The organism is Peribacillus asahii (assembly GCF_004006295.1).
Taxonomy (GTDB): Bacteria; Bacillota; Bacilli; order Bacillales; family DSM-1321; genus Peribacillus; species Peribacillus asahii_A.
The window spans coordinates 2,019,920-2,041,484 of sequence record NZ_CP026095.1 but is presented as its reverse complement, the minus strand read 5'-3'; the positions used below and the strand labels follow the sequence as shown (position 1 = coordinate 2,041,484).

The following is a 21,565-nucleotide window of genomic DNA, read 5'->3' as shown; positions in this document are numbered from 1 at the left end:
TTACTTAGACTTTGAGATGCTGATTAATAATCCATGGTCCAACTGATGATGATTCAGCAGTCATTAGCATTGATGTATTATTTAATGATTTAGAACTTAAAAATAAAGGCGCTCATAAAGTATTATACTTTTATGAACGCCTCTTCTTTGAGAATATTCAAATATGGTTATTTCTGTTTAATATCTTCTAATACTGTATACTTTTTATGTTTTAATTTACTAATAAAATATCCTAATAGGCCTCCAATGATAGCTGGTAGTACCCAACCTAGACCGATACTGTATAACGGCACAAATTGATGAAAGAAATCATCGACACTCTGAAATTGAAAACCAGCTACAGTAAGTCCGTCAAATAGACTAATAATAAATGTGAATAGCAAACTGATTTGATAGACCTCCCGCTGACCATTAAATAATGAGTGTAAGAAGGTTAAGGCAATCAGCACGATAGCAAGTGGATAAATCACCGTTAAGACAGGCTCTGAAATAGTGATAAGCTGTGTTAAACCAATATTAGCAACCATCGCACTAAAAATTGATAAAACAATCGTAATGACTTTATAAGAGATTTTAGGAAATAGACTATGAAAGAATGACGAACAAGCTGTCACTAGGCCAACGCTTGTTGTTAAACAAGCCACTGTTATAAGAAGGCCTAAAAGTACATTACCATATGAACCAAAGTAATAGTGGGAAACACCCGCTAGAACTTCTCCCCCATTATCTAAATATCCAAGTTCTCCTACGCTTGATGCTCCCATATAAGCAATAGCTGTATAAAAAAGAACGAGTATGATTGCAGCGATTCCTGTCGCTTTAATACAAACACTCATAATTTGTTTCTTGGTCGTAGCACCTTTCTCTTTAATCGCATTAATTATAATAATACCAAAAACAAAAGAAGCTAAGGTATCCATTGTCAAATATCCTTGTTGAAATCCTTTAAAAAATGGATAAACTTGATAATCAGGTATAGGTGCTTGAAAATGAGCGATAGGAAAAATAAAAGCAATTATTACTAGGATACCTATAAAAGTTAATTTGATTGGCGTTAAGAATTTTCCAACAATATCAACAATTTTAGATGGATTCAAAGACAAAATACACGTTAATCCAAAGAAAATAACGGTAAAAATTAATAAAGGTACAGAATCCCCATTTTGTGATAAGAATGGTTTAACGCCAATTTCAAATGATACAGTCCCAGCCCTAGGAATTGCAAAAAAGGGACCAATAGATAAATATAAAATTATTGTAAAAACAATACCATATATCGGATGAACACGACTAGCTAACGACTGTAAATTATCTTTACCCGAAAATCCAAAAGCCAGAATACCAATCAATGGTAAACCGACACCCGTAACTAGAAATCCAGCATTGGCGACCCAGATATTTTCCCCGGCAGATTGACCAAGCATAGCAGGAAAAATGAGGTTACCTGCCCCAAAAAATAATGCAAACAGCATTAAACCGATAACAATAATATAAGAAGTTGGAAATTTCCCCGACATAGTTGTCCCCCACACGTTCACTTTAAGTAATTAAATTTTTCCGAATTTTCTACACCGACATATTATATTACCGAAACTAAAATAAAACAACCTTTAAATAAATATAAAAAGAAACCCACTTCCCATTTTATTTAACTGATTACGTCTTAGATTAGATAAGTATCCCCAAATTTAAATAGTATGAGATTAGTCTTCTTAATTATTAAAAAATCTACAAATACAATTTTTGACCAATTTAATTCATAAAGTAAACACTCTTCTTAATCGGGAATAGCCTTTACCTTTTTTTATAATAGTACAGGCGTCTTTTCGCTATCTCCTCATACGTCCCGGTATCTTCAATCTTAAACCCCATAGAGTTGCAAAAGTCGTGTGTTAACGTTCTAGAATTTCATCCATGTTAACTACATCGTCTGGTTCCAGTCTCAGGCAACAATCTCAACAATGAATTTCGGCTAGTCTTTTCATATATACCACCTCTCCTTTTCTGATTAATTCATCATTGGAGTAAGTAAATTCTTTGACTTCACGAATTTGACATAAAAAAGGAGCCTCTCTCGAGCGTTACCCTTTAAAAGACAAAATACATGTATGTATTTTGTAACAAAGACTGTAGGTATGAAAGTAAAGTGTTCAGCATTTTTCTCATTGTGGGCATCCCAGTCTTTGGGGTCCTTTTTAATCATTAATAATGTTTGAATAAACGAGGTGGTAATTGCCTCGTTTTATTAAACTATTAAAAACTAAGGTTCTAGTGCAAAGACTGCATTTATTTGAAATCGAGTAGAGGGAAATTAATTTAACTATTTTCGCCCCTCTCACACCACCGTACGTACGGTTCCGTATACGGCGGTTCAATTTATATTACAGTGTGTACTTTTAGATAATGTTCTAAAGCAGAGGGAAGCCCCCTCTGCTTTAGTCTTTTGTTTGAGATTGCTCTTTGAACAACTTTTGATAGTCCGATGTACCGATAACCTTTTCGACAGAAAGTTAATCCTTTCGCCTCTTCCTCTGGAATCCCTAATTGGACAAGCGATTTGATTTGTTTCTTCGCTACCTTCCATTGCTTCCAGATGATCACTCTAATTCTGGAGCGAAGCTTCTTATCTATCTCAGTCATCGCTTTTTTCATATTCGAGATTCTAAAGTAATTAACCCACCCAAGTATGACTTGTTTTAGTTTTAGAATTCGGTAGTCCAGCGGAACACTCCAATTTCGCTTTGTTAATTTTCGAAGCTTCCTTTGAAGTTTTTGTATGGATGTGAGATGGGGTTTTACTTGATATTTCTCATTCTTAAAATCGTAATAAAATCCAAATCCTAAGAATTTCAAATCTTTTGGACGGGAGATTTTACTCTTTTCTACATTGACTATCAACCCTAATTTCTTTTCTATAAATCCCACGATTGATTCCATCACTCTATTGGCCGCTTTCTCACTTTTCACAAAGATGAGAGCGTCATCTGCGTATCTTACGAATCGAAGTCCTCTATTCTCAAGTTCCTTATCGAGTTCATTTAACATAATATTGCTCAATAACGGACTGAGGTTTCCTCCTTGCGGAGTTCCAATTGGTGTTTCTTCATATTTTCCATTCACCATAACTCCACCGACTAAGTATTTCCTTATTAGAGAAATGACATCTCCATCATCAATTGTATTAGATATGATTCGCATGAGCTTATCGTGGTGGACTGTATCGAAGAATCTTTCCAGGTCAATGTCCACAACCCAGTCATGTCCATCGTTCAGAAATTCCAAACTTTTTATAATAGCCATCTCACAACTTCTTTTCGGTCTAAAGCCGTAACTGAATTCACTGAATTGCTTTTCAAATATCGGACTGAGTACTTGATGAATGGCTTGTTGAACGACCCTATCCACTACTGTTGGTATTCCCAATTTGCGCATCTTTCCATTTTCTTTTGGGATCTCCACTCGTAAGGCAGCTTGTGGTTGGTATTTTCTTGTTCTGATGCGCTGGCGCAGTTCATCCTTGTTCTCTTTCAGATATTGCTTTAGTTCATCAACTGTTACTCCATCGACACCACTTGCACCCTTATTTTTATAAACACGCAAGTAAGCTTCATTCATGTTTTGATTACTTAGAATCTGTTCTAAAAGTTCCACACTCGTTTCTCCTTCCTTCTCACGTAGTAAGTGATAGCCCCATTTTGGTTATTCTTTGAGATACGCTCATACTTTCACCATTAACACATTCGGAGTACGTCACTTACGCATTCGTGGCGTTGAAACACTATAAATTGTTCAGCCCTTCATGAATGGTTTCATTACTATGGCTTCTGCTGACTTCTTGCGGCTAACCTTTTTCGACTGTACTCCTGTACATCCGCAAGACCTCCCAGGGTAAGACAACTATCTTTCCTCTTTTACTCGCCTGATTTACTCTACAAAGTTACGCACACCTTTTGGACTTTGACTTGCTTTGGAGTCTCATCCCTTTATAGAGCCTTAGTATCAGATTTCTGTTCGTCGAGCCAAGATTTTATTCCACGCTTCCTCCAGCCCTTACCTCACGATAAGTACCTTGCGCTTCCTTAGTGGTTGGTCGATGTGTACCCCCACAGTGGACTTTCACCACCTAGATAGTTGCCATGCCTGGCACACAAACAAAAGCATCCTCGAAAGGACGCTTTTTAAATATTACCCGCTTCTTTATTGTTGTCGTATTCAACGAGAAGTCGAGCTGTTACTGCTGCATTAATAATAATAATAGTTTCGGCTAGTTTTTCTATTTTATCATCACCTAAACCTCGTACATATTTTTCTATTTGTTCGTTAGCTATTTCGATAGCCCTGCTCTGGATAAGTTCTAATTTTTCCGTATCCATTTTATATCACCACACTTTCGTCTGCTTAATTCTACAAAGGGAGATGACTTCCTGCGAATAGCTCAAATTATTCACGACACATCACTCTATTCAAAACTATATACACTTGTTACATATTTTGACGAGGTGTATTCTTTAATTCGTTATCCACCTTAAACCCCTGCATCTTTAAGCATCTTGGGAACTTGCACACCCACGTCATTTCATTTACTTTGTTCACCCATATGCATGATTCGCATTTCTTCATGGCTTTCACCTCAACAAAAAAAAGCACCCCGGAGGGTGCTTCATTTCCATCCATAAAAAAACGCACCCGTAAAGGATGCGAATAGGGGGATATACTTTCTAAAGCAGACACAAAGCAAGAGAGGCCAAGAATCTGTACATAGTTTTATTCCGCTTTAATAAAACGGGATTCTGTTTATGTCTGCTTTACAAAGAATATAAAGGTGGGGCAGTATGAACGGCTGCCCCTCGCTAGTAAAAAGAGTATAGAGAAAATGGGCTTTGATAGTGTTATAATCAATAAACAATCGCCTAAATCCCTTTCATCTAGTTTGACCTTATCCAAGGCTTTAGGTACTTAGTACGCTTGTACTTGTTTATTTTGATACTATCATCTTACTACGTTTTATAAGGCCGAAAGTGCAATGTTTTTAAAGTTCTTTTTGCTTTTTCACTAACTAGCTCATGATTGCTTATCTTCACTAAGATAGAGATCAACATTTTCAAGTAATTGTTGATACGTTATGCTCCCTTGTTCATGAAGCATTAAGTAATTATGAATAACGGGGTCATACTTCGCTCTTTCGGTAATTTCGTGACTAACTTCTTTCAAAGTCTACACCCTTTCTAAATATATTTATCGCGCATTTTCTGGCACCATTTATCTCCATCCCAACACTTCTGCAACAGCTTGAATAATTTGATCTCGCCAATTAAAGGCTTTCCTTCTGCTGATATGTAACTCCGCAGCAATCCCTTCCCACGTTTTCGTTTGTGGCTTTGTCCAATACTTCAGTCGAATAAGCTTTTTATAATCGTCATTTACAACGTTATATACTTTCTCAATAGCTTCTGCGATTTCTTCCAGGTTATTCAACTTTTTGTGAGTCGCTAACCTTACCCCTATTTGTTCTGTAGGAGAAGAAAGCAACGAACTTCTTCCGCCCCCAACATTCTCATCGTAATTCTCTTTCGTGAACATAATATTATTTCTTAAAAACTGGATTTCTTTTAATGTATCATGATAGCTACATAACTCAGATTCCATATACTAGAAAGTTTCTTTTTTTAATTTTGTTGTAGTTTTCAAATAATATCCTCCTCGGTTGCCACAAAAATTAAAATTGAACATTTTAATTCCAGAGACTAAAATAAAAAAACAAAAAAGGACACCAAACAACACTTAACGCGTCATTCAGTGTCCTCCAGGGGGCTGGTAGAACTTAATATTATTTCCCTTTTATATCCTCTTTATTACACGTCTCATTCTCCATATCTGGTTCATCTATATAATCAATAATAATTAATAACAACTCCCTTAACTTGGTTAATTCTTTAATTTTCCCTAAAAAATTAGGAGCAACCTTGTATACTAATAGTGTCTAATCAAAGAGAAATCTCTAATTGCTCCCCGTTGTCAGACGGGGAATTTTTTATTTATATAAGACCCTTCTTCTTTCTTGCAGCACTTAAAAAAAGAAAGCCGAGAGGATGGTAAACTAACCTTGTTTGCCGTCCACTTTTTTTGTTAGACCTCCACGATCTCAAACTCTTCAAAAGGCAAAGTATCTTTCGCTACCTTTAACATAGACTCAGCCCTCCTTCTTGTTTCATGCTGCACTTCTTGACCGTATGTATCCGGTTCTGTCGAGAAGAACTTATAGCCTGATTTACCTCTTATAACAAACATAGAATCACCCCTTTCGAATGGATTGTTATCTTATCTTTTCCTTTCCTAACTTGATTTAACTTATACACTTTAATGATTTTCCCCATGTATCAATCATTTTTAAAAAGCATACAGTAATACAGAGCAAGGCGTTTAGTCATCGAGATCTCCACACCAGTGAGCCTTGCTCCTTTCGAGTTTCTTCGAGCTGTGTGTTAAAATCATTTAAAGTATTTAGAGTGTTTTTTAGCCAATTCTTACATTGCTTTATTACTACCCACTAAATCGGATGGGTTCTTAATGTGTAATGATTCTTCAACTAATTCTGAAACAGTTTTAAACTTTTTCCCTGCTTTATACTGTGCATATATCTCTGTTATTTTTGACATAATAAAAACCTTTCTTGTTTCATGGTTTTGTCAGATGTGCAGTATCTTCGTACTATACGGCATGGAACTGATACAAAACCCAATATTTACTTTTCTATATTTACAATTCCTTAATATCAGCTTCATATATCAGTGGTAAATTTCTATTATACTCACATTAATAGGAGGTGCACTTTTCTTATAAGGTAATTCTGTTCAAAATATTCTGAGGAGGAATACGTGTATGGAACTTTTACTTAACACACTATTCGTAATGGGAGTAATAACAGCATTTACCTTTATTTTTTATTCAACCTTCTTTAGTAGTGCTAAATAAGTGAAGGGTTTTCTTACCCTTTATAGTAATCCTCAATTTACTAATCATCTAAAACCTCCTACCCACAAATCTCCCACCCGTGCTTCAACATGGTAGCAACTTGCTTCTGACGCAACCGATCATAAAGGTAAAAGTCTGTCCCACGCTCTTTTCGATACAACAGAACCCACACGAGGTTTCTTTTTCGTACTTGGCTTCACCTTCTTTTCAATTTCTTTCAACCTTTCCCACGTTATAAAGCCACCGTATTCAGGCTTATAAAAAAGAACAGTACGACTTTGCAGATACAACCTTTCAAAAAGCTTATGTTTTAACTTGAATTCGGCTGTTGGTGGAGCTCCCTTTATGTCAATGACTTCAATAGAACCATCTAATCTATGAACTTCAAAATCTGCTATGTACTCAATCTTCCGAAAAGTAACACCATTCTTTTTAAATGAATCTTGAAGCAAATATCGTGGCTGCAATTTAAAGCTTGTGATTTGTTCAGATAAAAGTAGCCATTTTAGCTGCTCATAATATTTACTTTCAGCGATGCCATCAAAATGGTTTAGCGTAATCATATGGGTAACTTTCTAGCACACCTTCTGGCAATTATGTAGATAGTTTTCGGAAACTAGGTAATAACAAACATTCAAGGTTTTTTAGAATGTAAAATAAATGTTAAAAGCTCATTTTCTACTTAAACTGCCATTTAGTTTAAGTACAAGCCTTCACATTTTCATCTATATTTTAGTATGGATATCCAATTTTCTTTAAAGGTTTTGTTCAACAATCTGGCCCTATAACAGAAAGACACGCACTTTTACATGGGTGTCTTAAATCACTAACAGTTTTTTAATTTCAAAAGTATTTACTGTAATAATCCTGTCTTAGTTTTCCGCTTAGCTGAGCATATATCTTTGTAGTCTCACTCTTTTCATGCCCAAGTAAACTTTGGATGACATCAATTGGCGCACCGTTATTAATCATATGCGTTGCATAGCTATGGCGCAGTTGATGGGGATGTATACTCTTTTTTATTCCAGCTCGGTTTGATATGCGTTTGATAATATATCTTAGATTATCGATGCTCATACGTCTTTTCGGTCTTCTGTCCGTAATAAACAAACAAGAATCCTCATCCTCCTGTTCATCTAAATATCTTTTTAACCAAATGGAGCAGCGGGTATTAAAGTAAACTTCCCTTTCTTTATCACCTTTCCCTTGTACAATGACTGAATTCGATTGAAAATCAATATCTTCGCGATTTAACTTTACAACTTCACCAATACGGCAGCCGGTTGAATACATAAACTCAAATAGTGCATTTTCCATCGTTGTTTGGCAAGCTTCCCTTAGATGTTCAATCTCTAATTCTGTGAGAAACTTAGGAATTCTTTTACCTAATTTCGGCTCTTTCAATTTAGCAGCAGGATTTTTTAGAATATATCCCTCTTCATGTGACCATCTAAATAGTGATTTAACACAACGAACCCTATGTCCTAAACTAGAAGGCTTTAAGTGATCTCCTGACTGTATTAAATCAATTGGCCAACTTATTATTTTTCTAATCTAAGTGGAGAAGAAATTGCAGAAGAAATGAATGCACATTAATATTAAATATTAGAGTTTATTAGACCATAAAAAAATAATGAGTGTTTTTGTTCACTTTTTTTGGGGATTTTTCGAAATAGTCAAGTAAGAAAATAGTAAAAATCTTCATAATCTGATGTGTAGAACTACTTATCTATTGCTATTATGAAAAGCCCTCAATCCACAGATTGAGGGCTTCCTTCTCACTTTTAAATTAATTTCTATATTCACTAACGGCTTATGTAGCCAGTATCGGTATGTATAGTTGTTCCTGATGCATAAGATTATTGATCTAAGTGAGAAAACTCATAATTAGTTAGTGATCACTTGATGTTCGTTTAGTTGTTGAACAGGACGATTATTCTTCGAAAAGATATCTGAAAAATCCTTAATTTGTATCAGTGTTAACAAAAATCATTCACGTCAGAGACAACGCTTTACAATAGCACATGAGTTAGGCCATTTTCTTCTTCACAAGGGAACTGCTATCCATGTTGACCGTAACTTTAGGGTCAATTTTAGAAATGGAGCTTCATCTCAAGCTACAGATTTAGAGGGGTTACCGATTTTCATGTCTCTGAAAATAATTAGTTAAATTTAAAATCCTCTACCTCTAATTAAGATCTTTTCGTATTTCTCTTACTACATGGGTTATTTCTGGAATAATGAGCTTTTCCATAGCTAGTTTGACCGCCCCACTAGACCCCGGCGTAGAAAAAATGGCTGTCCCATAAGCGACACCGGCAATCGCTCTGCTTAAAATTGCTGCAGAACCAATATCCTCTAAATAACTAAGCATACGAAAAATCTCACCGAATCCTGTTAGTTCTTTTTCCAATAACTCTTGAACCACTTCCACTGTAACATCACGGCTTGCAATACCTGTTCCACCATTTAGTAACACAACATCAATCTCTTTATCCAGACATCCCTTTTTTATGGCTGCCTTGATTACCTCATAATCATCGGTCACAATTTCATAATCATGTATAGAATGGGAGCTTTCTTTTAACATTTTTATCATCAAACTCCCACTTTTATCTGTCTCTTTTGTATGTGTATCACTGACTGTAATCACTTTGCAATTTACCTTTTTAAGTGCTTCTTTCTTATGTTGCTCTGTACTCATCATCTTCTCTCTTTTCTTTCTATCATTTTGAATGGACAAGCTCCCAATTTTATTTGAATCATTGAATTAAACAGAGAAGTTAATCAAATTCCTTGAACTTCGGTTTCCTCTTTTTCAATCCCCCAATCTCCTCAATTTCTATACAATTTTTAAATTGCTGTTCGAGTTCTTTCTTATTTAAATCTTTACCGATAAACACTAATTCACTTACCTTCGTTTCATTCTCTTTCCATTTTCGATCGGGTCTTCCTGAGAAGAGCATGTGCAGACCCTGAAATACCAAGCGGTTTTCTATCCCTTCAATATAAAGAATTCCCTTATATCGTAATAAGTCTTCTCCTTTTTCTTGAATAAGCTGACTCATCCACTGATTCACTTTTTCAAGATTAAGGGGTCTATTTTCCCGAAAAGCAACGGACGATACCTTGTCATCGTGCTCATGGTGATGATGATCCTCCAAAAAATGTGGATCCACTTCAAGTTTATGGTTTATATCAAATGTATGGATCCCTAGTATATCTTTAAGCTCTACATTACAATTTTGCCCATATAATCGTTTAGCAGTAGGATTCATCTGTATGATTCTTCCTTCAAGCTCTTGTAAATTTTCCTCAGATATTAAATCTGTTTTATTTAAAATAATCACATCAGCGAAGGCAATTTGCTCTTGTGCTTCATCATGATAATCCAAATGCTTTGTGACATGCTTGCAATCTACTACAGTAATAATACTATCTACTTCAAATGTCTCAGATAGTAGTTCATCCATAAAAAAGGTCTGAGCAACAGGTGCGGGATCTGCAAGCCCTGTTGTTTCAATTAGGACCCGATCAAATTTCACCTTCCCTTCTTTCATTGAAAACAGAAGAGTTCGCAAAATACGTATCAAATCCCCACGAACAGTACAACAAATGCAACCATTGTTCATTTCCAAAATTTCTTCATCAGAGTTTACAACCAATTGATTATCTATACCAACTTCACCATATTCATTGACAATAACAGCGATTTTTTGATTATGCTTTTCTGTCAAGATTCGATTTAAAAGCGTTGTTTTTCCAGCCCCCAAATAACCAGTTAGGATGGTCACAGGAATTTTATTTGGATTGATCATAACCATGGATTTTAATCCTCCATTTATAGTATTTTGGATACTTTATTTACTTTTGCTTTATTTTTACGAACGCCTGCTACAGCCCCCTCTGAACGTTCAAATTCTTCACCATTAAATGTATGGCTTATTTTCCCTGTACAATCTTTATTACTCAAAAGGGAATCAATTAATAAAGGAGAATCCTCGGGCTTCATATCCTTATACCAGGTTCCATTTGGATAAGCAATGACCACACATTTATCATGGCAGCGTCCATTACAACGAGTACGGGTGGTGTGAATCGTATCATCTAATTCTCGATCTGAGATTTCTTTGCGAATGGCTTGAGTAAGTTCCTCCGCTCCCTCTCGATTGCAGCTGCTGCCATTACAAATAAGAACATGATGCTTCGTGTTACTTAGATTCCATGTAGCCATTTTTATCATCCTTTCACAGTGAATCATAATAATTACGATTTATCAGGTATAATAATTGATTAATTAATGAACAGATATAGATGTTTCTTACTATCCTTAGCATTAGATTGTTTCACTTTTTTCGTATAGTCAATCCATTTCACCTTTTTATATCTTACTTCCATTCTTTCACTGATTTCTGCCTCAATTTCTTGCATGAAACGAGTAATCTCTTCGACTGACATATTGAAGTGACGAGCTGCAAGTCGATAGGGAGGGTGCTTCGTTAATAATTGGAGTAGTTGATCAGCTGTTTCTGCTTTTTCAGCCAACAAATCTTCTTCTTTTACAATGAATTGGTAAACTTTCCTTTTCTCATCAGTAAGCTTGCTTACCTCATCCCTTAACAAAAACTCCATTAATTTATCATTCATTTTCTTTACCTCGAGTATATGAATGGTAGTATAAGTTTGACTTTCTCTGATTTGAATAGATTTTCCTCAACATACAATCGTGACTCGCTCACAAAGGGTTTGAACCCTCTGCTTTTGAGTCAACCTTCGTCTGCTTACCAACTGGCTTTTTTCACTCCTGGTAGTTGCCCTTTATGTGCAAGCTCACGAAAAACGATACGAGACATGTTGAATTTACGTAAATATCCTCTTGGTCTGCCCGTTACCGCACACCTATTATGCAATCGTGTTGGTGAAGAATCACGAGGTAATTTATTTAACGCTGCAAAATCACCTTTTTCCTTTAATTCTTTGCGAATTTCCGCATATTGTTCAACCAATTTTTGTTGTTTGATGGCTTTAGCCACTTTTGATTTTTTAGCCATATTCCTTTCCTCCTTAGCATTAATTGTAATGATTACGATTTAAATCATAAAAATATTCATTTATTTTGTTTCTCGATGCAAAGTGACTCTTTTTAATCGCGGGCAATATTTTTTAAATTCAATTCGATCTGGATTGTTCCGTTTATTTTTGGTTGTGATGTAATTACGGTCTCCCGTCTCTGTACATGCTAACGTAATTTTTACTCTCATGATAAATTTCTCCTCAATGTGATTAACTTAGTTTTGAAAAACTGGCAGTGGATCATAAAAATTGGCCCAATCTTGATTCATTTCATCATCCGTTAGTAGGCAGCTATCTAATGAATCAGTGATTTGCTTTTGATCCATTCCAATCCCAATTAGAACTAATTCAGTCATTCTGTCTCCATATATTGCATCCCAGCGTTCTAAAAGCTCAGGTTCTTCTTTGAGAACTTGCTGCTGTTCTTCTTCTGAATAAGCCGCAATCCACTCCCCTGCTTTCTCTAAAGTTAATGACGGACCAGCTTGAGAAAGCAAGGCAGCCACATTGTTTCGTGTTGCAAGCCAAAGAAATCCTTTAGCACGGACCACTTCAACTGGCCAATTTTCAATCCAGTCCATAAGACGTCCTGGATGAAATGGCTTTTTCCTTCTAAAAACAAATGATGCAATCCCGTACTCTTCTGTTTCAGGAACATGTTCTTCATTCAGTTCTTTCATCCATCCAGCACTTTGGCTTGATGTTTCAAAATCAAATAACTGGGTGTCAAGTACTTGATCCAATGAAAGCTGTGAATGAACGGTTTCAATGATATTTGCATCGGGATTTAATGCTTGAAGGACAGCCTTTAACTCAGCTAGCCGATCTTTTACGACTAAATCCGTTTTATTCAAAACAAGGACATTGGCAAATTCTATTTGGTCAATGAGGAGGTCAGCTACCTCTCTTTCATCATCATCATTTGCAGCCTGCTTTCGGTCGAGTAACGTTTCGCCTGAAGCAAAATCCTGCCAAAATCGATTTGCGTCGATAACAGTTACCATTGTGTCTAGGCGGCAAAATTTTGATAAATCGATGCCAAGGCTTTCATCTACATATGTAAATGTTTGAGCAACTGGTATCGGCTCACTAATTCCCGTTGATTCGATGACAATATAATCAATATCACCCTTGGTAGCAAGCTTCTCTACTTCAAGAATTAAATCTTCCCGAAGCGTGCAGCAAATGCAGCCATTTTGTAATTCCACTAACTTTTCTTCTGTACGTGAAAATCCCCCCTGTTTAATAAGGGAAGCATCTATATTTACTTCACTCATATCATTGACGATAACAGCTATCTTTTTCTCGTCTCGGTTTTGTAAAATATGATTTAATAACGTCGTTTTCCCTGAACCTAAATAACCACTTAAAACGGTAACAGGTATCTTTCCTCTTTCCACTTTATCCCTCCTAATGCACAAATCAAAATCATTACGATTTAAAACTTAAAAGAATAAATATTTTTATAAACTATCAACAATTCGGCCTGCTGCATAGCGCGCTCCAGAAATATTACGGGCTATTGGTCCAATTTCAAGCTCAGCTAGCGCTCCTATTACATATAAATCAGGACCCCATTGTAACGACCTCGATACGATGGGATAGCCACATTCAGAACAACACAATTGGTAGGTGTCTATGACTGGAGATAGCCATTCTTTTCCCGGAAGTGAAGGCTTAAAACCGGTCGCTAATAACACCGTTCCCGTTTGTTCAATTAAATTCCCATTCTTGTCATGGAGATTTATTTTCCCATTTCGATATTCAGCCTGTTCAACTTCTCCATCTAACAAACATAATGTTCCTTGCTTCACCCGGTTCAACAGTTTCATATGTAAATCAGGTGGAATCGATCCTTTATGCCTAGCCTGAATAATTTGCTCACGCCTCTTTTGGAAGCTCTTCAACTTACGAAAAGAGAGTTGGTTTTTTGGTCCTAACCAAGCTGGGTCACTATCAAAATCGTAAACCCGAAATGGATGTCTTTTTAATAACGTAACCTCATTCGGATGACTTCCACTTAGCTTTAACGCCAAATGAACGGATGATATACCGCCTCCAATAATGGTGATTGGTCCTTGTAATTGTTCAATCGCAGGTAATTTCCCATCAAAAATATGAAAAACAGAAGATTCATGATTTTGTTTCAATTCCTCAGCCCATATCGGCCAGTAAGGCTGTTCCCCAATTCCCATAGCAAGAACAAGTTTTTGACCAATCAGTTCCCCACCGTTACTCAAATGAACAGTCCATCCGGTTTCTGTTTTAGCAACAGCTATTACTTTCCCCTGTATCCAAGCCTGCTTCAAAGATAAATCCTCAATAAGATGCTCACAATGTTCATTAAAAGCAGCCAAAGATGGGCGTTTATATCTTCCGTAAAAGGCAGTATTCCAATGGAGAGCATTTTTTTTCACATAGGTTTGCAAACTGAACGGTTTAACATCCAGATGGTGAACGGATGGAGATCGTAAATAGGGCATTGAAATGACTTCTGTACATTTTTTCCATCGGGCTAGTGGCTCGTCATTCATATCTACGATAGCTAGATGATCGACTGTTGTTTTCCCTGCCTTAAGCAAAAAGGTTGCCATCGTCATCCCTTGAATGCCTCCACCTATAATTATCCAATCAAACATGAGACCCTCCTATATTAAATCGTAATTATTTCGATTTGTATTTTAAATTACTATGTTCTGATCTATCATGCAAGCTTATTTAAAAAAAAAGAAAAATTTAGATTCATAATTCGAATTTAGCACATCTCATTAGGGGGAGAAAAAGAAAGCCATTCAAGATTCATGTCAGCTTGAATAACTTTCCTTTTTATTTACTTAATGAGTCTTCGCCGGTCTTACATACTTAGCTATTTATTTAGAGTTATATAGTGCCACTTTTAAAGCTTCTAAATTTTTCTCCATAACTCCAATATAGTCTAAACCTTGCTCTTGTTCGTCCTTTGTTAATCCCTCTAATGGATTTAACACTTCTGTTTTTGCGCCCGTTTCATTAGCCAACGTTTTTGCTACCTTTGGGGATGTAAGCTCTTCAAAGTAGACTACCTTAATTTTCTTTTCCTTCATCATGTCTGTTAATTCCGCTAATTTAGCCAGTGTTGGTTCAACATCAGGAGAAAGTCCACCTATAGGAATTTGTGTCAATCTATACTGTTTAGCTAGATATCCGAATGCAGCATGTTGTGTAACAAACTCTTTTCGTGGTGCTTTATCGATTGTTTCTTTGTATAATTTGTCTAAATCTGTTAGCTCTGCTTTAAAGGCATCTGCATTTTTTTCATATTGTTCTTTATTTTTAGGATCAGCCTTTTCTAAAACCTCAGCAATATTGTCAACCTCTTTTTGAGCTAAAACCGGAGAAAGCCACACGTGAGGATCTTTCGTAGCTTCACTATCCTCATCATGATCATGTTGTTCTTCCTCAATGTTTGAATCCATGAGTCCAATCCCATTTGATGCCTCTACTACATTCAGATTGGATGAATCAATACTATCTAGCACTTTTTCCGTCCATGTTTCAAAGTAACGACTATTATATATAAATACATCTGCTTCTTGCATGTTTATCATATCTTTTGAGGTGGGTTCCCAATCATGTGGTTCCACACCATTAGGTATTAATATTTCAACATTTGCCAAATTCCCGGTAATTTGTTTTGTAAAGTAATACATAGGATAAAAAGTAGTGATAATTTGTAGCTTTTCTGGATCTTCCTTTCCTTTTTCATTACTCACCTGTTTTCCATTGGAGCAACCACTTAAAATAATGAAACAACCAATGATTGCACATAAGAGTCTTTTCACTTTTTTCATCTTCCTCCCTAACAAATTGGAATCATTACGATTTATAATGAATAAAAATACATCAAATCGAAATGATTACGAATTGAATCATAAAAGATTTATTTGCAAATGTCAATCTTTTTGTTGGTTATTAATTCTGTGTGAGGACGCATATCCTTATTTTAGAATTGAATGAAAAGGAGGGAAAATAAGTGCCTTACTTGTATAAATTCATGAAAGATAGTCTAGTTTTTCTTTTATTTTGTCTATTTCTGTTGTTATTTTTCTTTTCTGAACAAGTGAAAAACTTCTCGTTTTTTACTACAATCCCCAATTCTTTTGTTAATGTCAATACGATATTTCTAAGTATTATTCTAGAAGCTATTCCTTTTATTTTGTTGGGTGTTTTTGTATCGGCTATCATTCAATCCTTTGTCTCTGAACAAACGATTCAAAAATTAGTACCACGAAATGCTTATTTAGCCCTTATTCCTGCCGCCCTATTAGGAATCATTTTTCCTATATGCGAATGTGCGATTATTCCAGTCGTTCGAAGGTTAATTAAGAAAGGAATGCCTGCTCATGTTGGAGTAGTATTTATGCTTAGTGCCCCTATTCTTAATCCTGTCGTTTATGCATCTACGTATTTTGCTTTTAAAAGTACACCCTATATCGCAAATGCAAGAATGATCATTGGTTTTACTACAGCTATCATCATTGGTTTAATTTTATATCATACATTCAAAGGGCAAACTATTTTAAAAGAAAAAAATCATCACCATCACCATCACAAGCATCACCATACCCATGGAAATAAGTTTTTAGAAACGATGTATCATGCTAGTGATGAATTATTTGATACAGGTAAATACCTATTTATCGGAGCCTTTTGTGCGAGCCTTTTTCAAACGTTTTTGGATCGAAATCTATTGTTATCCATTGGGACAAGCACTACACTCTCACCAGCTATTATGATGGGCTTTGCTTATGTACTTTCTGTTTGTTCTGAAGCTGACGCCTTTGTTGCTTCTTCGTTTGGATCAAGCTTTACAACAGGAGGTATTCTCGCTTTTCTAGTATTTGGACCCATGCTTGATATTAAAAACACATTAATGTTATTTGCCTATTTTAAAAAGAAATTTGTATTTTCATTGATGGCTATTACCACAGTAATAGTGTATATAACTATTGCTATTTATCAATGGCTTTATTAGGAGGTTACGTATGAAAAGGAGTAATCAGGGGAATGTTTCGTATCATCATTTAATAAGGGGGATTGTACTGATTGGATTAGCCCTTCTTGTATTTAAATTACTTGTTACAAACCATATTGCTTTCTTCATTGCCCCACAGATGGTCCGTTTCATCTATTTTTCCTTTATTGTTTTACTTATTTTAAGTATTATATTAATCTTGCGAGGTACTTCTGAAAAAAACCATTATTCATGTCATTGCGACGGAGAGCATACCTACCCTACATCTAGTTTTAAAAGTATTATGCTTTATGGGTTATTTATCCTTCCTATTACAACGGGATTCCTATTTTCGGACAATGTTCTTGACAGTTCTGTGGCAATGAATAGACCCATCACTTTAGTAAGCCCATCACAAAACAATAATACAATCAGAGCTGCTCAAAATAGCACTGATACAATTACAGTTTCTGATAGAAATGCAAATCAAGCCAAGTCCATTTCCGATAACAGTAATCCCTCTTCCGCTCAACAAGAACCTTTATCCGAAAAAGAATATTCCTCACTGCAGAATCAATTGGAAGCAACTAACCATATTAAAATGAATGATGAGTATTATGTTCCTATCATCAACATCCTAAGTGAAGATCTTTCAAATATGATTGGTAAAACGATTACAACGAAAGGGTTTGTTTATAGAGAACAAAATTTCTTTCAGGATGAAATTGTCATCGCTCGATTTTCAATAGTATGCTGTGTTGCTGATTCCTCTGTCTACGGCATTATGGCAAAAGGAAATGTAGCACATTTACCAAAAGATCAATGGATACAAGTGACTGGTAAGATAGATCAAGTAAAATATGATGGATTAACCGTCCCTATTATCAAAATAAAGAAACTTTCAAAAATACCTGTACCGGAAAATCCATACGTGTATGATGTCGGTGTTCAAATTAACTAGTTTCACAACAACAGGAATGACAGAATCAAGTAATAAGAATCATCTCTAATATAAAAATTTTGGTAATCGAGATAGTTATTTATATTTTATTTTCAATCAAAAAGTGACTATACTTAAGCGAATAAAAAACTCATTTTTTAAAAATTTTCATACATTAAGAGTTTTTGTTTACATCAAAAAAAGTAAAATTTGTAGTCGGAGATGAAAACATTAGATGAGTCAGTCATTCTTACAAATGAATACAGTTTTTATTAGTATTCTTATTGAGTCATTACCATTTATTTTATTGGCAGTTATATTATCTGGAATCATACAAATATTTGTTACAGAAGAGATGTTGGCCAAAATCATTCCGAAAAATCGGTATTTGTCTGTTTTAGTAACAACCTTATTAGGAGCCTTATTTCCTGCATGTGAGTGTGGGATTATTCCAATAACAAAACGATTAATTGCGAAAGGCGTTCCGCTCCATGCAGGAGTCGGCTTTATGCAAACAGCTCCCGTCATAAATCCTATTGTTGTAATGAGCACCTATGCCGCTTTTGGAAATAGTTGGCGAATGGTTTTGTATCGTTGCGGTTTATCCTTTTTTGTTTCCTTTATTTCTAGTATCATATTATCCTTTCAATTTAAGGACAGCCAATTAAAGCAGGCATTCATTCCTGAAGTTACTCATAAGATCGGTTTTACATCAAAATTAGATGGGATGATTAGACACACAATAGATGAATTTTTTTCTGTTGGAAAATACTTAATCATGGGAGCGTTAATTGCTTCTGCCATGCAAACATATATTAAAACTTCAACATTAGTTTCCATTGGACATGGAACATATAGCGCTATTCTTTTGATGATGGCACTGGCTTTTATTCTTTCAATATGTTCATCAGCTGATGCCTTCATCGCTTCGTCATTTAGAAGCACGTTCGGAACAGGCTCCATTGTTGCCTTTCTTGTTTTTGGGGCGATCTTTGATATTAAGAACTTGCTGATGATGACAGGTACTTTCAAGAAAAAATTTGTGTTTTTCTTATTCATTTATACTATTGTATTAACATCCATAGGAGCTTTATTTCTTTGAAAGGGAAGGTAGATTCATGGGCAAGATTCTGATTCTATTAAGTTTTACATTTATCTTTATGCACTTACATGCAACAGGAAATATCACTAAGTATATTAATATGAAATATTCTTATATTTCATTTATAACGATTTTTGTATTATGGGGGCTAACCATATACCAAATGTATCGGTATTGTAAAGAAGAGAAAAATATTAATGAGGGTCATCATCACGATCATATAAATTGTGATTGTCATCACGAGGATGACAAGTGGTATAAAAAGCTATGGAGTTCTACCCTGCTGATTTTTCCAATCGTAGCTGTGTTATTAATTCCAGCAGCAACCTTAAATTCAACAATGATTGAAGCGAAAGGATTCAATTTTCCAATACTTCAGGACAATGATCCATCAAGCATTCATCAAATTCTTGCACCTGATACAAGCTATTATTATGGCAGTGAAGATTATACGGATATCATGAATCACTTAATGAGCCAATATAGAGATAAAACTAGTCTAACTATTAATGATAAGAACTATTTAGAAAGTATGGAGCTCATCTACAACTATCCTGGAAATTTCATGGATAAAGAAATTGAACTTGAAGGTTTTACTTTTAATAATAATGACCTGCAAAAGAACCAAGTATTTCTTTTTCGCTTCGGTATTATTCACTGTGTAGCTGACTCTGGTGTATATGGCTTGTTAGTTGATTTTCCTCAAAATATTCATTTTCATAATGATGAGTGGATTCGTGTCAAGGGCAAAGTAAGTTCCTTGTACTATCAGCCATTTAAAAAGACCATTCCAATCGTTAAGGTACAATCATGGGAAACCATTCAAAAACCAAGTGACGAATATGTATATAAACAATTTCAAAATTAATTAAAGTATGAAATCTTCTAAATAAAAAAGGCAATACACTACATATCAAAGTGTATTGCCTTTTTCACTTTTATCTTCTTCTCATGAATGACCTAACAACAGCAATATTAGATGAACATTCTAGGAGTATTGTACAAACAGAACTCAGAAAAGATGGAAATGTTATTCTAATGGTATTGAAGTATTCTTCTCACTCAGCGTAACGTAGATACTCAAAATGAGATGTAGGAATACTCTTAATGATTTTACCATTATTATCTTTATAGATCTCATATTCCCTATATATCTCCACTAGATATCCATTCTCTTTCTTTTGCCCTACCAATTTAGTTTCTAAAGTGTATATATTCCCATTTACATCATTAACTAAAGTCTTAACTTGTCCATCAACGGGAACATTTAAAGGAACGTTTTCTGAAGTGGCCAAATTAGTTTTTGTCTCCAAATATGACACAGCCATAATTATTAGGATTACATTAAGCAAGATTAACAGCTTTTCTTGGGTTTTCATAATTAATACCCATCCTTTAAAAATTTATTTATCTTCCCTCCCCTTATTAGTAATAAGATATACAGTTTTTAGAAATTATAGAATACATTAACAATTTTATTTAAGCGATTTGTGGATGAGCACTTCTTCCTCAATCATTAATGGCCGATTTAACAAATTAGTAAGATTTATTTTAAATATCTTCAATACGACAAGAACATTCTAACCTTATAGAATTGAAAGGAGAATTAATTTATGGAAGCCACTGTCATGGATATCGTTCAACACGAATTATATATGATTACCATGGTCTTTCTCTTAGGGCTATTAACGATGAAATTAGCAGAACGTATTAAAATTCCAGATGTAGCATTGTTTATGATTGTAGGAATTGTGATTGGTCCTTCCTTTTTAAATTTAATCACAGTTCCCCATAATTCGGTGTCATATCAATTTATTATGGTTCTGGTGCAAAGATTGCATTTATTTGAAAGAGGTATATAGACTCCTAATGGAATCTGTTCTTATGCAGACATTCCAAATAGTTGATGAATGAATTTCACTTGATTGTGGATAGACTTGTCCCGTAAAGCAAGTTTTCTTTAAAGTGTTATTCCATTAAATGGCCCGTTTGTTGTACAAAATTAAACAACCCTCTTCAACTAAACTGCTTTGTTAGTGAAACAAAAAAAGCTGCCTCTATAACAGTATGTAACCATTCCTATAATTACCCTTTTCATAAAAAACCTCATGATTGGACACAATATAAGGGGAGGTGTTACACATGAACAATGAAGAAAGCAAAGAAGTGTTTTCACAATATCCAACAAATCAAATGGTTGAGATTGAATCTCCTAATGTCGATAAAACGCAAGAAAAACAAGACAATAAGAAGGAGTTCGCCGACAAGGAATCTACCTATTTGGGTCGTGGAGATTTAGAGACACCATAAAAAAGAAGGGATTGATTCTAATAACCTTGATAAATAAAAAAGGAAAGAGCATGTTTTTAAGTGACTCTTTTCTTTATTTCTCTCCTTCCAAACCCATTAATTAATCTAACGTAACTTTTTAGTACAATAAAAAAATCCTTACTACTTATTTGAAGCTCAGCACCCGATAGTTAAA

At 35.0% G+C, this 21,565-nt stretch carries 25 protein-coding genes; 7 read left to right on the top strand and 18 right to left on the bottom strand.

All coding sequences use genetic code 11. The features are described 5' to 3' along the window. Positions 1-167 precede the first annotated feature (167 nt). From brnQ to BAOM_RS09840, 8 genes are all read right to left on the bottom strand, one after another. A complete protein-coding gene (brnQ, locus tag BAOM_RS09865) occupies positions 168-1,517 on the bottom strand; it encodes a branched-chain amino acid transport system II carrier protein (RefSeq protein WP_127760130.1) in 1,350 nt (449 codons plus the stop codon). A gap of 859 nt (positions 1,518-2,376) precedes the next feature. Beyond that, the gene (ltrA, locus tag BAOM_RS09860; RefSeq protein WP_127760129.1) at positions 2,377-3,651 is read right to left on the bottom strand and encodes a group II intron reverse transcriptase/maturase; all 1,275 of its coding nucleotides are present in this window, start codon (positions 3,649-3,651) and stop codon (positions 2,377-2,379) included. A gap of 527 nt (positions 3,652-4,178) precedes the next feature. After that, entirely contained in the window at positions 4,179-4,373 is a 195-nt protein-coding gene (locus BAOM_RS09855) for a hypothetical protein (protein ID WP_127760128.1), read from the bottom strand. 688 nt (positions 4,374-5,061) lie between these two features. Next, a complete protein-coding gene (locus tag BAOM_RS24340; RefSeq protein WP_164853181.1) occupies positions 5,062-5,211 on the bottom strand; it encodes a hypothetical protein in 150 nt (49 codons plus the stop codon). Positions 5,212-5,259: 48 nt separating this feature from the next. Further along, a complete protein-coding gene (locus BAOM_RS09850) occupies positions 5,260-5,646 on the bottom strand; it encodes a transcriptional regulator (protein WP_127760127.1) in 387 nt (128 codons plus the stop codon). 480 nt (positions 5,647-6,126) lie between these two features. Further along, positions 6,127-6,288 carry a hypothetical protein gene (locus BAOM_RS24335; RefSeq protein ID WP_164853180.1) on the bottom strand — a complete coding sequence of 54 codons (162 nt, stop codon included), beginning with the start codon at positions 6,286-6,288 and terminating at the stop codon, positions 6,127-6,129. An 803-nt stretch (positions 6,289-7,091) separates the two neighbouring features. After that, positions 7,092-7,535 (bottom strand): DUF1064 domain-containing protein, encoded by a 444-nt coding sequence (locus BAOM_RS09845; protein ID WP_127760126.1) that lies wholly within the window; start codon positions 7,533-7,535, stop codon positions 7,092-7,094. Between the two features lie 280 nt (positions 7,536-7,815). Continuing rightward, positions 7,816-8,526, bottom strand: a complete 711-nt coding sequence (locus BAOM_RS09840; RefSeq protein ID WP_127760125.1) for a tyrosine-type recombinase/integrase — start codon at positions 8,524-8,526, stop codon at positions 7,816-7,818. A 394-nt stretch (positions 8,527-8,920) separates the two neighbouring features. Between BAOM_RS09840 and BAOM_RS25475 the strand changes: the two genes are divergently transcribed. Next, entirely contained in the window at positions 8,921-9,142 is a 222-nt protein-coding gene (locus BAOM_RS25475) for an ImmA/IrrE family metallo-endopeptidase (RefSeq protein ID WP_127762524.1), read from the top strand. A gap of 18 nt (positions 9,143-9,160) precedes the next feature. Here the strand turns inward: BAOM_RS25475 and BAOM_RS09825 are convergent, their stop codons facing one another. From BAOM_RS09825 to BAOM_RS09785, 9 genes are all read right to left on the bottom strand, one after another. Next, the gene (locus BAOM_RS09825) at positions 9,161-9,676 is read right to left on the bottom strand and encodes a MogA/MoaB family molybdenum cofactor biosynthesis protein (RefSeq protein WP_127762523.1); all 516 of its coding nucleotides are present in this window, start codon (positions 9,674-9,676) and stop codon (positions 9,161-9,163) included. A gap of 79 nt (positions 9,677-9,755) precedes the next feature. After that, positions 9,756-10,796: a CobW family GTP-binding protein gene (locus BAOM_RS09820; protein WP_127760124.1), complete on the bottom strand. Its 1,041-nt coding sequence runs from the start codon at positions 10,794-10,796 to the stop codon at positions 9,756-9,758. Positions 10,797-10,813: 17 nt separating this feature from the next. Next, the gene (locus BAOM_RS09815) at positions 10,814-11,206 is read right to left on the bottom strand and encodes a (2Fe-2S) ferredoxin domain-containing protein (RefSeq protein ID WP_127760123.1); all 393 of its coding nucleotides are present in this window, start codon (positions 11,204-11,206) and stop codon (positions 10,814-10,816) included. Between the two features lie 59 nt (positions 11,207-11,265). Continuing rightward, entirely contained in the window at positions 11,266-11,619 is a 354-nt protein-coding gene (locus BAOM_RS09810; protein WP_127760122.1) for a hypothetical protein, read from the bottom strand. 134 nt (positions 11,620-11,753) lie between these two features. Next, the gene (gene rpsN / locus BAOM_RS09805; protein ID WP_127760121.1) at positions 11,754-12,023 is read right to left on the bottom strand and encodes a 30S ribosomal protein S14; all 270 of its coding nucleotides are present in this window, start codon (positions 12,021-12,023) and stop codon (positions 11,754-11,756) included. A gap of 60 nt (positions 12,024-12,083) precedes the next feature. Then, positions 12,084-12,233, bottom strand: coding sequence for a 50S ribosomal protein L33 (gene rpmG / locus BAOM_RS09800; RefSeq protein WP_127760120.1), 150 nt, complete (start codon positions 12,231-12,233; stop codon positions 12,084-12,086). A 27-nt stretch (positions 12,234-12,260) separates the two neighbouring features. Further along, a complete protein-coding gene (locus BAOM_RS09795; protein ID WP_127760119.1) occupies positions 12,261-13,445 on the bottom strand; it encodes a GTP-binding protein in 1,185 nt (394 codons plus the stop codon). Positions 13,446-13,508: 63 nt separating this feature from the next. Next, a complete protein-coding gene (locus BAOM_RS09790) occupies positions 13,509-14,684 on the bottom strand; it encodes an NAD(P)-binding domain-containing protein (protein WP_127760118.1) in 1,176 nt (391 codons plus the stop codon). Positions 14,685-14,915: 231 nt separating this feature from the next. Next, complete coding sequence (locus tag BAOM_RS09785; RefSeq protein WP_127760117.1) at positions 14,916-15,875, bottom strand: metal ABC transporter substrate-binding protein; 960 nt, start codon at positions 15,873-15,875, stop codon at positions 14,916-14,918. Positions 15,876-16,057: 182 nt separating this feature from the next. Here BAOM_RS09785 and BAOM_RS09780 point away from each other — a divergent pair, with 182 nt between their 5' ends. The 4 genes from BAOM_RS09780 to BAOM_RS09765 all read left to right on the top strand — a co-directional run bounded on the left by BAOM_RS09780 (position 16,058) and on the right by BAOM_RS09765 (position 19,948). Further along, the gene (locus BAOM_RS09780) at positions 16,058-17,059 is read left to right on the top strand and encodes a permease (RefSeq protein ID WP_127760116.1); all 1,002 of its coding nucleotides are present in this window, start codon (positions 16,058-16,060) and stop codon (positions 17,057-17,059) included. Positions 17,060-17,069: 10 nt separating this feature from the next. Then, the gene (locus BAOM_RS09775; RefSeq protein ID WP_127760115.1) at positions 17,070-17,999 is read left to right on the top strand and encodes a TIGR03943 family putative permease subunit; all 930 of its coding nucleotides are present in this window, start codon (positions 17,070-17,072) and stop codon (positions 17,997-17,999) included. Between the two features lie 214 nt (positions 18,000-18,213). Continuing rightward, a complete protein-coding gene (locus tag BAOM_RS09770; protein ID WP_127760114.1) occupies positions 18,214-19,080 on the top strand; it encodes a permease in 867 nt (288 codons plus the stop codon). Between the two features lie 16 nt (positions 19,081-19,096). Beyond that, entirely contained in the window at positions 19,097-19,948 is an 852-nt protein-coding gene (locus BAOM_RS09765) for a TIGR03943 family putative permease subunit (RefSeq protein ID WP_127760113.1), read from the top strand. A gap of 190 nt (positions 19,949-20,138) precedes the next feature. On the opposite strand, the gene BAOM_RS09760 is transcribed toward BAOM_RS09765, so the two are convergent. Continuing rightward, positions 20,139-20,459: a hypothetical protein gene (locus tag BAOM_RS09760; RefSeq protein WP_127760112.1), complete on the bottom strand. Its 321-nt coding sequence runs from the start codon at positions 20,457-20,459 to the stop codon at positions 20,139-20,141. 234 nt (positions 20,460-20,693) lie between these two features. On the opposite strand from BAOM_RS09760, the gene BAOM_RS09755 reads away from it, so the two are divergent. Together BAOM_RS09755 and BAOM_RS24330 are read left to right on the top strand one after the other, a co-directional pair. Further along, entirely contained in the window at positions 20,694-20,942 is a 249-nt protein-coding gene (locus tag BAOM_RS09755; RefSeq protein ID WP_127760111.1) for a cation:proton antiporter domain-containing protein, read from the top strand. 280 nt (positions 20,943-21,222) lie between these two features. Beyond that, positions 21,223-21,390 carry a hypothetical protein gene (locus BAOM_RS24330; RefSeq protein WP_164853179.1) on the top strand — a complete coding sequence of 56 codons (168 nt, stop codon included), beginning with the start codon at positions 21,223-21,225 and terminating at the stop codon, positions 21,388-21,390. Positions 21,391-21,565: the final 175 nt, after the last annotated feature.

Coding starts and splice junctions, on each gene's coding strand:
- BAOM_RS09815 (WP_127760123.1), bottom strand. CDS start 11,206: ATGGCTACATGGAATCTAAGTAACACGAAGCATCATGTTCTTATTTGT.
- brnQ (WP_127760130.1), bottom strand. CDS start 1,517: ATGTCGGGGAAATTTCCAACTTCTTATATTATTGTTATCGGTTTAATG.
- BAOM_RS09845 (WP_127760126.1), bottom strand. CDS start 7,535: ATGATTACGCTAAACCATTTTGATGGCATCGCTGAAAGTAAATATTAT.
- BAOM_RS09820 (WP_127760124.1), bottom strand. CDS start 10,796: ATGGTTATGATCAATCCAAATAAAATTCCTGTGACCATCCTAACTGGT.
- BAOM_RS09775 (WP_127760115.1), top strand. CDS start 17,070: ATGAAAAGGAGTAATCAGGGGAATGTTTCGTATCATCATTTAATAAGG.
- BAOM_RS09855 (WP_127760128.1), bottom strand. CDS start 4,373: ATGGATACGGAAAAATTAGAACTTATCCAGAGCAGGGCTATCGAAATA.
- BAOM_RS09850 (WP_127760127.1), bottom strand. CDS start 5,646: ATGGAATCTGAGTTATGTAGCTATCATGATACATTAAAAGAAATCCAG.
- BAOM_RS09765 (WP_127760113.1), top strand. CDS start 19,097: ATGGGCAAGATTCTGATTCTATTAAGTTTTACATTTATCTTTATGCAC.
- BAOM_RS09785 (WP_127760117.1), bottom strand. CDS start 15,875: ATGAAAAAAGTGAAAAGACTCTTATGTGCAATCATTGGTTGTTTCATT.
- BAOM_RS09825 (WP_127762523.1), bottom strand. CDS start 9,676: ATGAGTACAGAGCAACATAAGAAAGAAGCACTTAAAAAGGTAAATTGC.
- BAOM_RS24335 (WP_164853180.1), bottom strand. CDS start 6,288: ATGTTTGTTATAAGAGGTAAATCAGGCTATAAGTTCTTCTCGACAGAA.
- BAOM_RS09790 (WP_127760118.1), bottom strand. CDS start 14,684: ATGTTTGATTGGATAATTATAGGTGGAGGCATTCAAGGGATGACGATG.
- rpmG (WP_127760120.1), bottom strand. CDS start 12,233: ATGAGAGTAAAAATTACGTTAGCATGTACAGAGACGGGAGACCGTAAT.
- BAOM_RS09755 (WP_127760111.1), top strand. CDS start 20,694: ATGGAAGCCACTGTCATGGATATCGTTCAACACGAATTATATATGATT.
- BAOM_RS09770 (WP_127760114.1), top strand. CDS start 18,214: ATGAGTCAGTCATTCTTACAAATGAATACAGTTTTTATTAGTATTCTT.
- BAOM_RS09760 (WP_127760112.1), bottom strand. CDS start 20,459: ATGAAAACCCAAGAAAAGCTGTTAATCTTGCTTAATGTAATCCTAATA.
- rpsN (WP_127760121.1), bottom strand. CDS start 12,023: ATGGCTAAAAAATCAAAAGTGGCTAAAGCCATCAAACAACAAAAATTG.
- BAOM_RS09810 (WP_127760122.1), bottom strand. CDS start 11,619: ATGAATGATAAATTAATGGAGTTTTTGTTAAGGGATGAGGTAAGCAAG.
- BAOM_RS24330 (WP_164853179.1), top strand. CDS start 21,223: ATGAACAATGAAGAAAGCAAAGAAGTGTTTTCACAATATCCAACAAAT.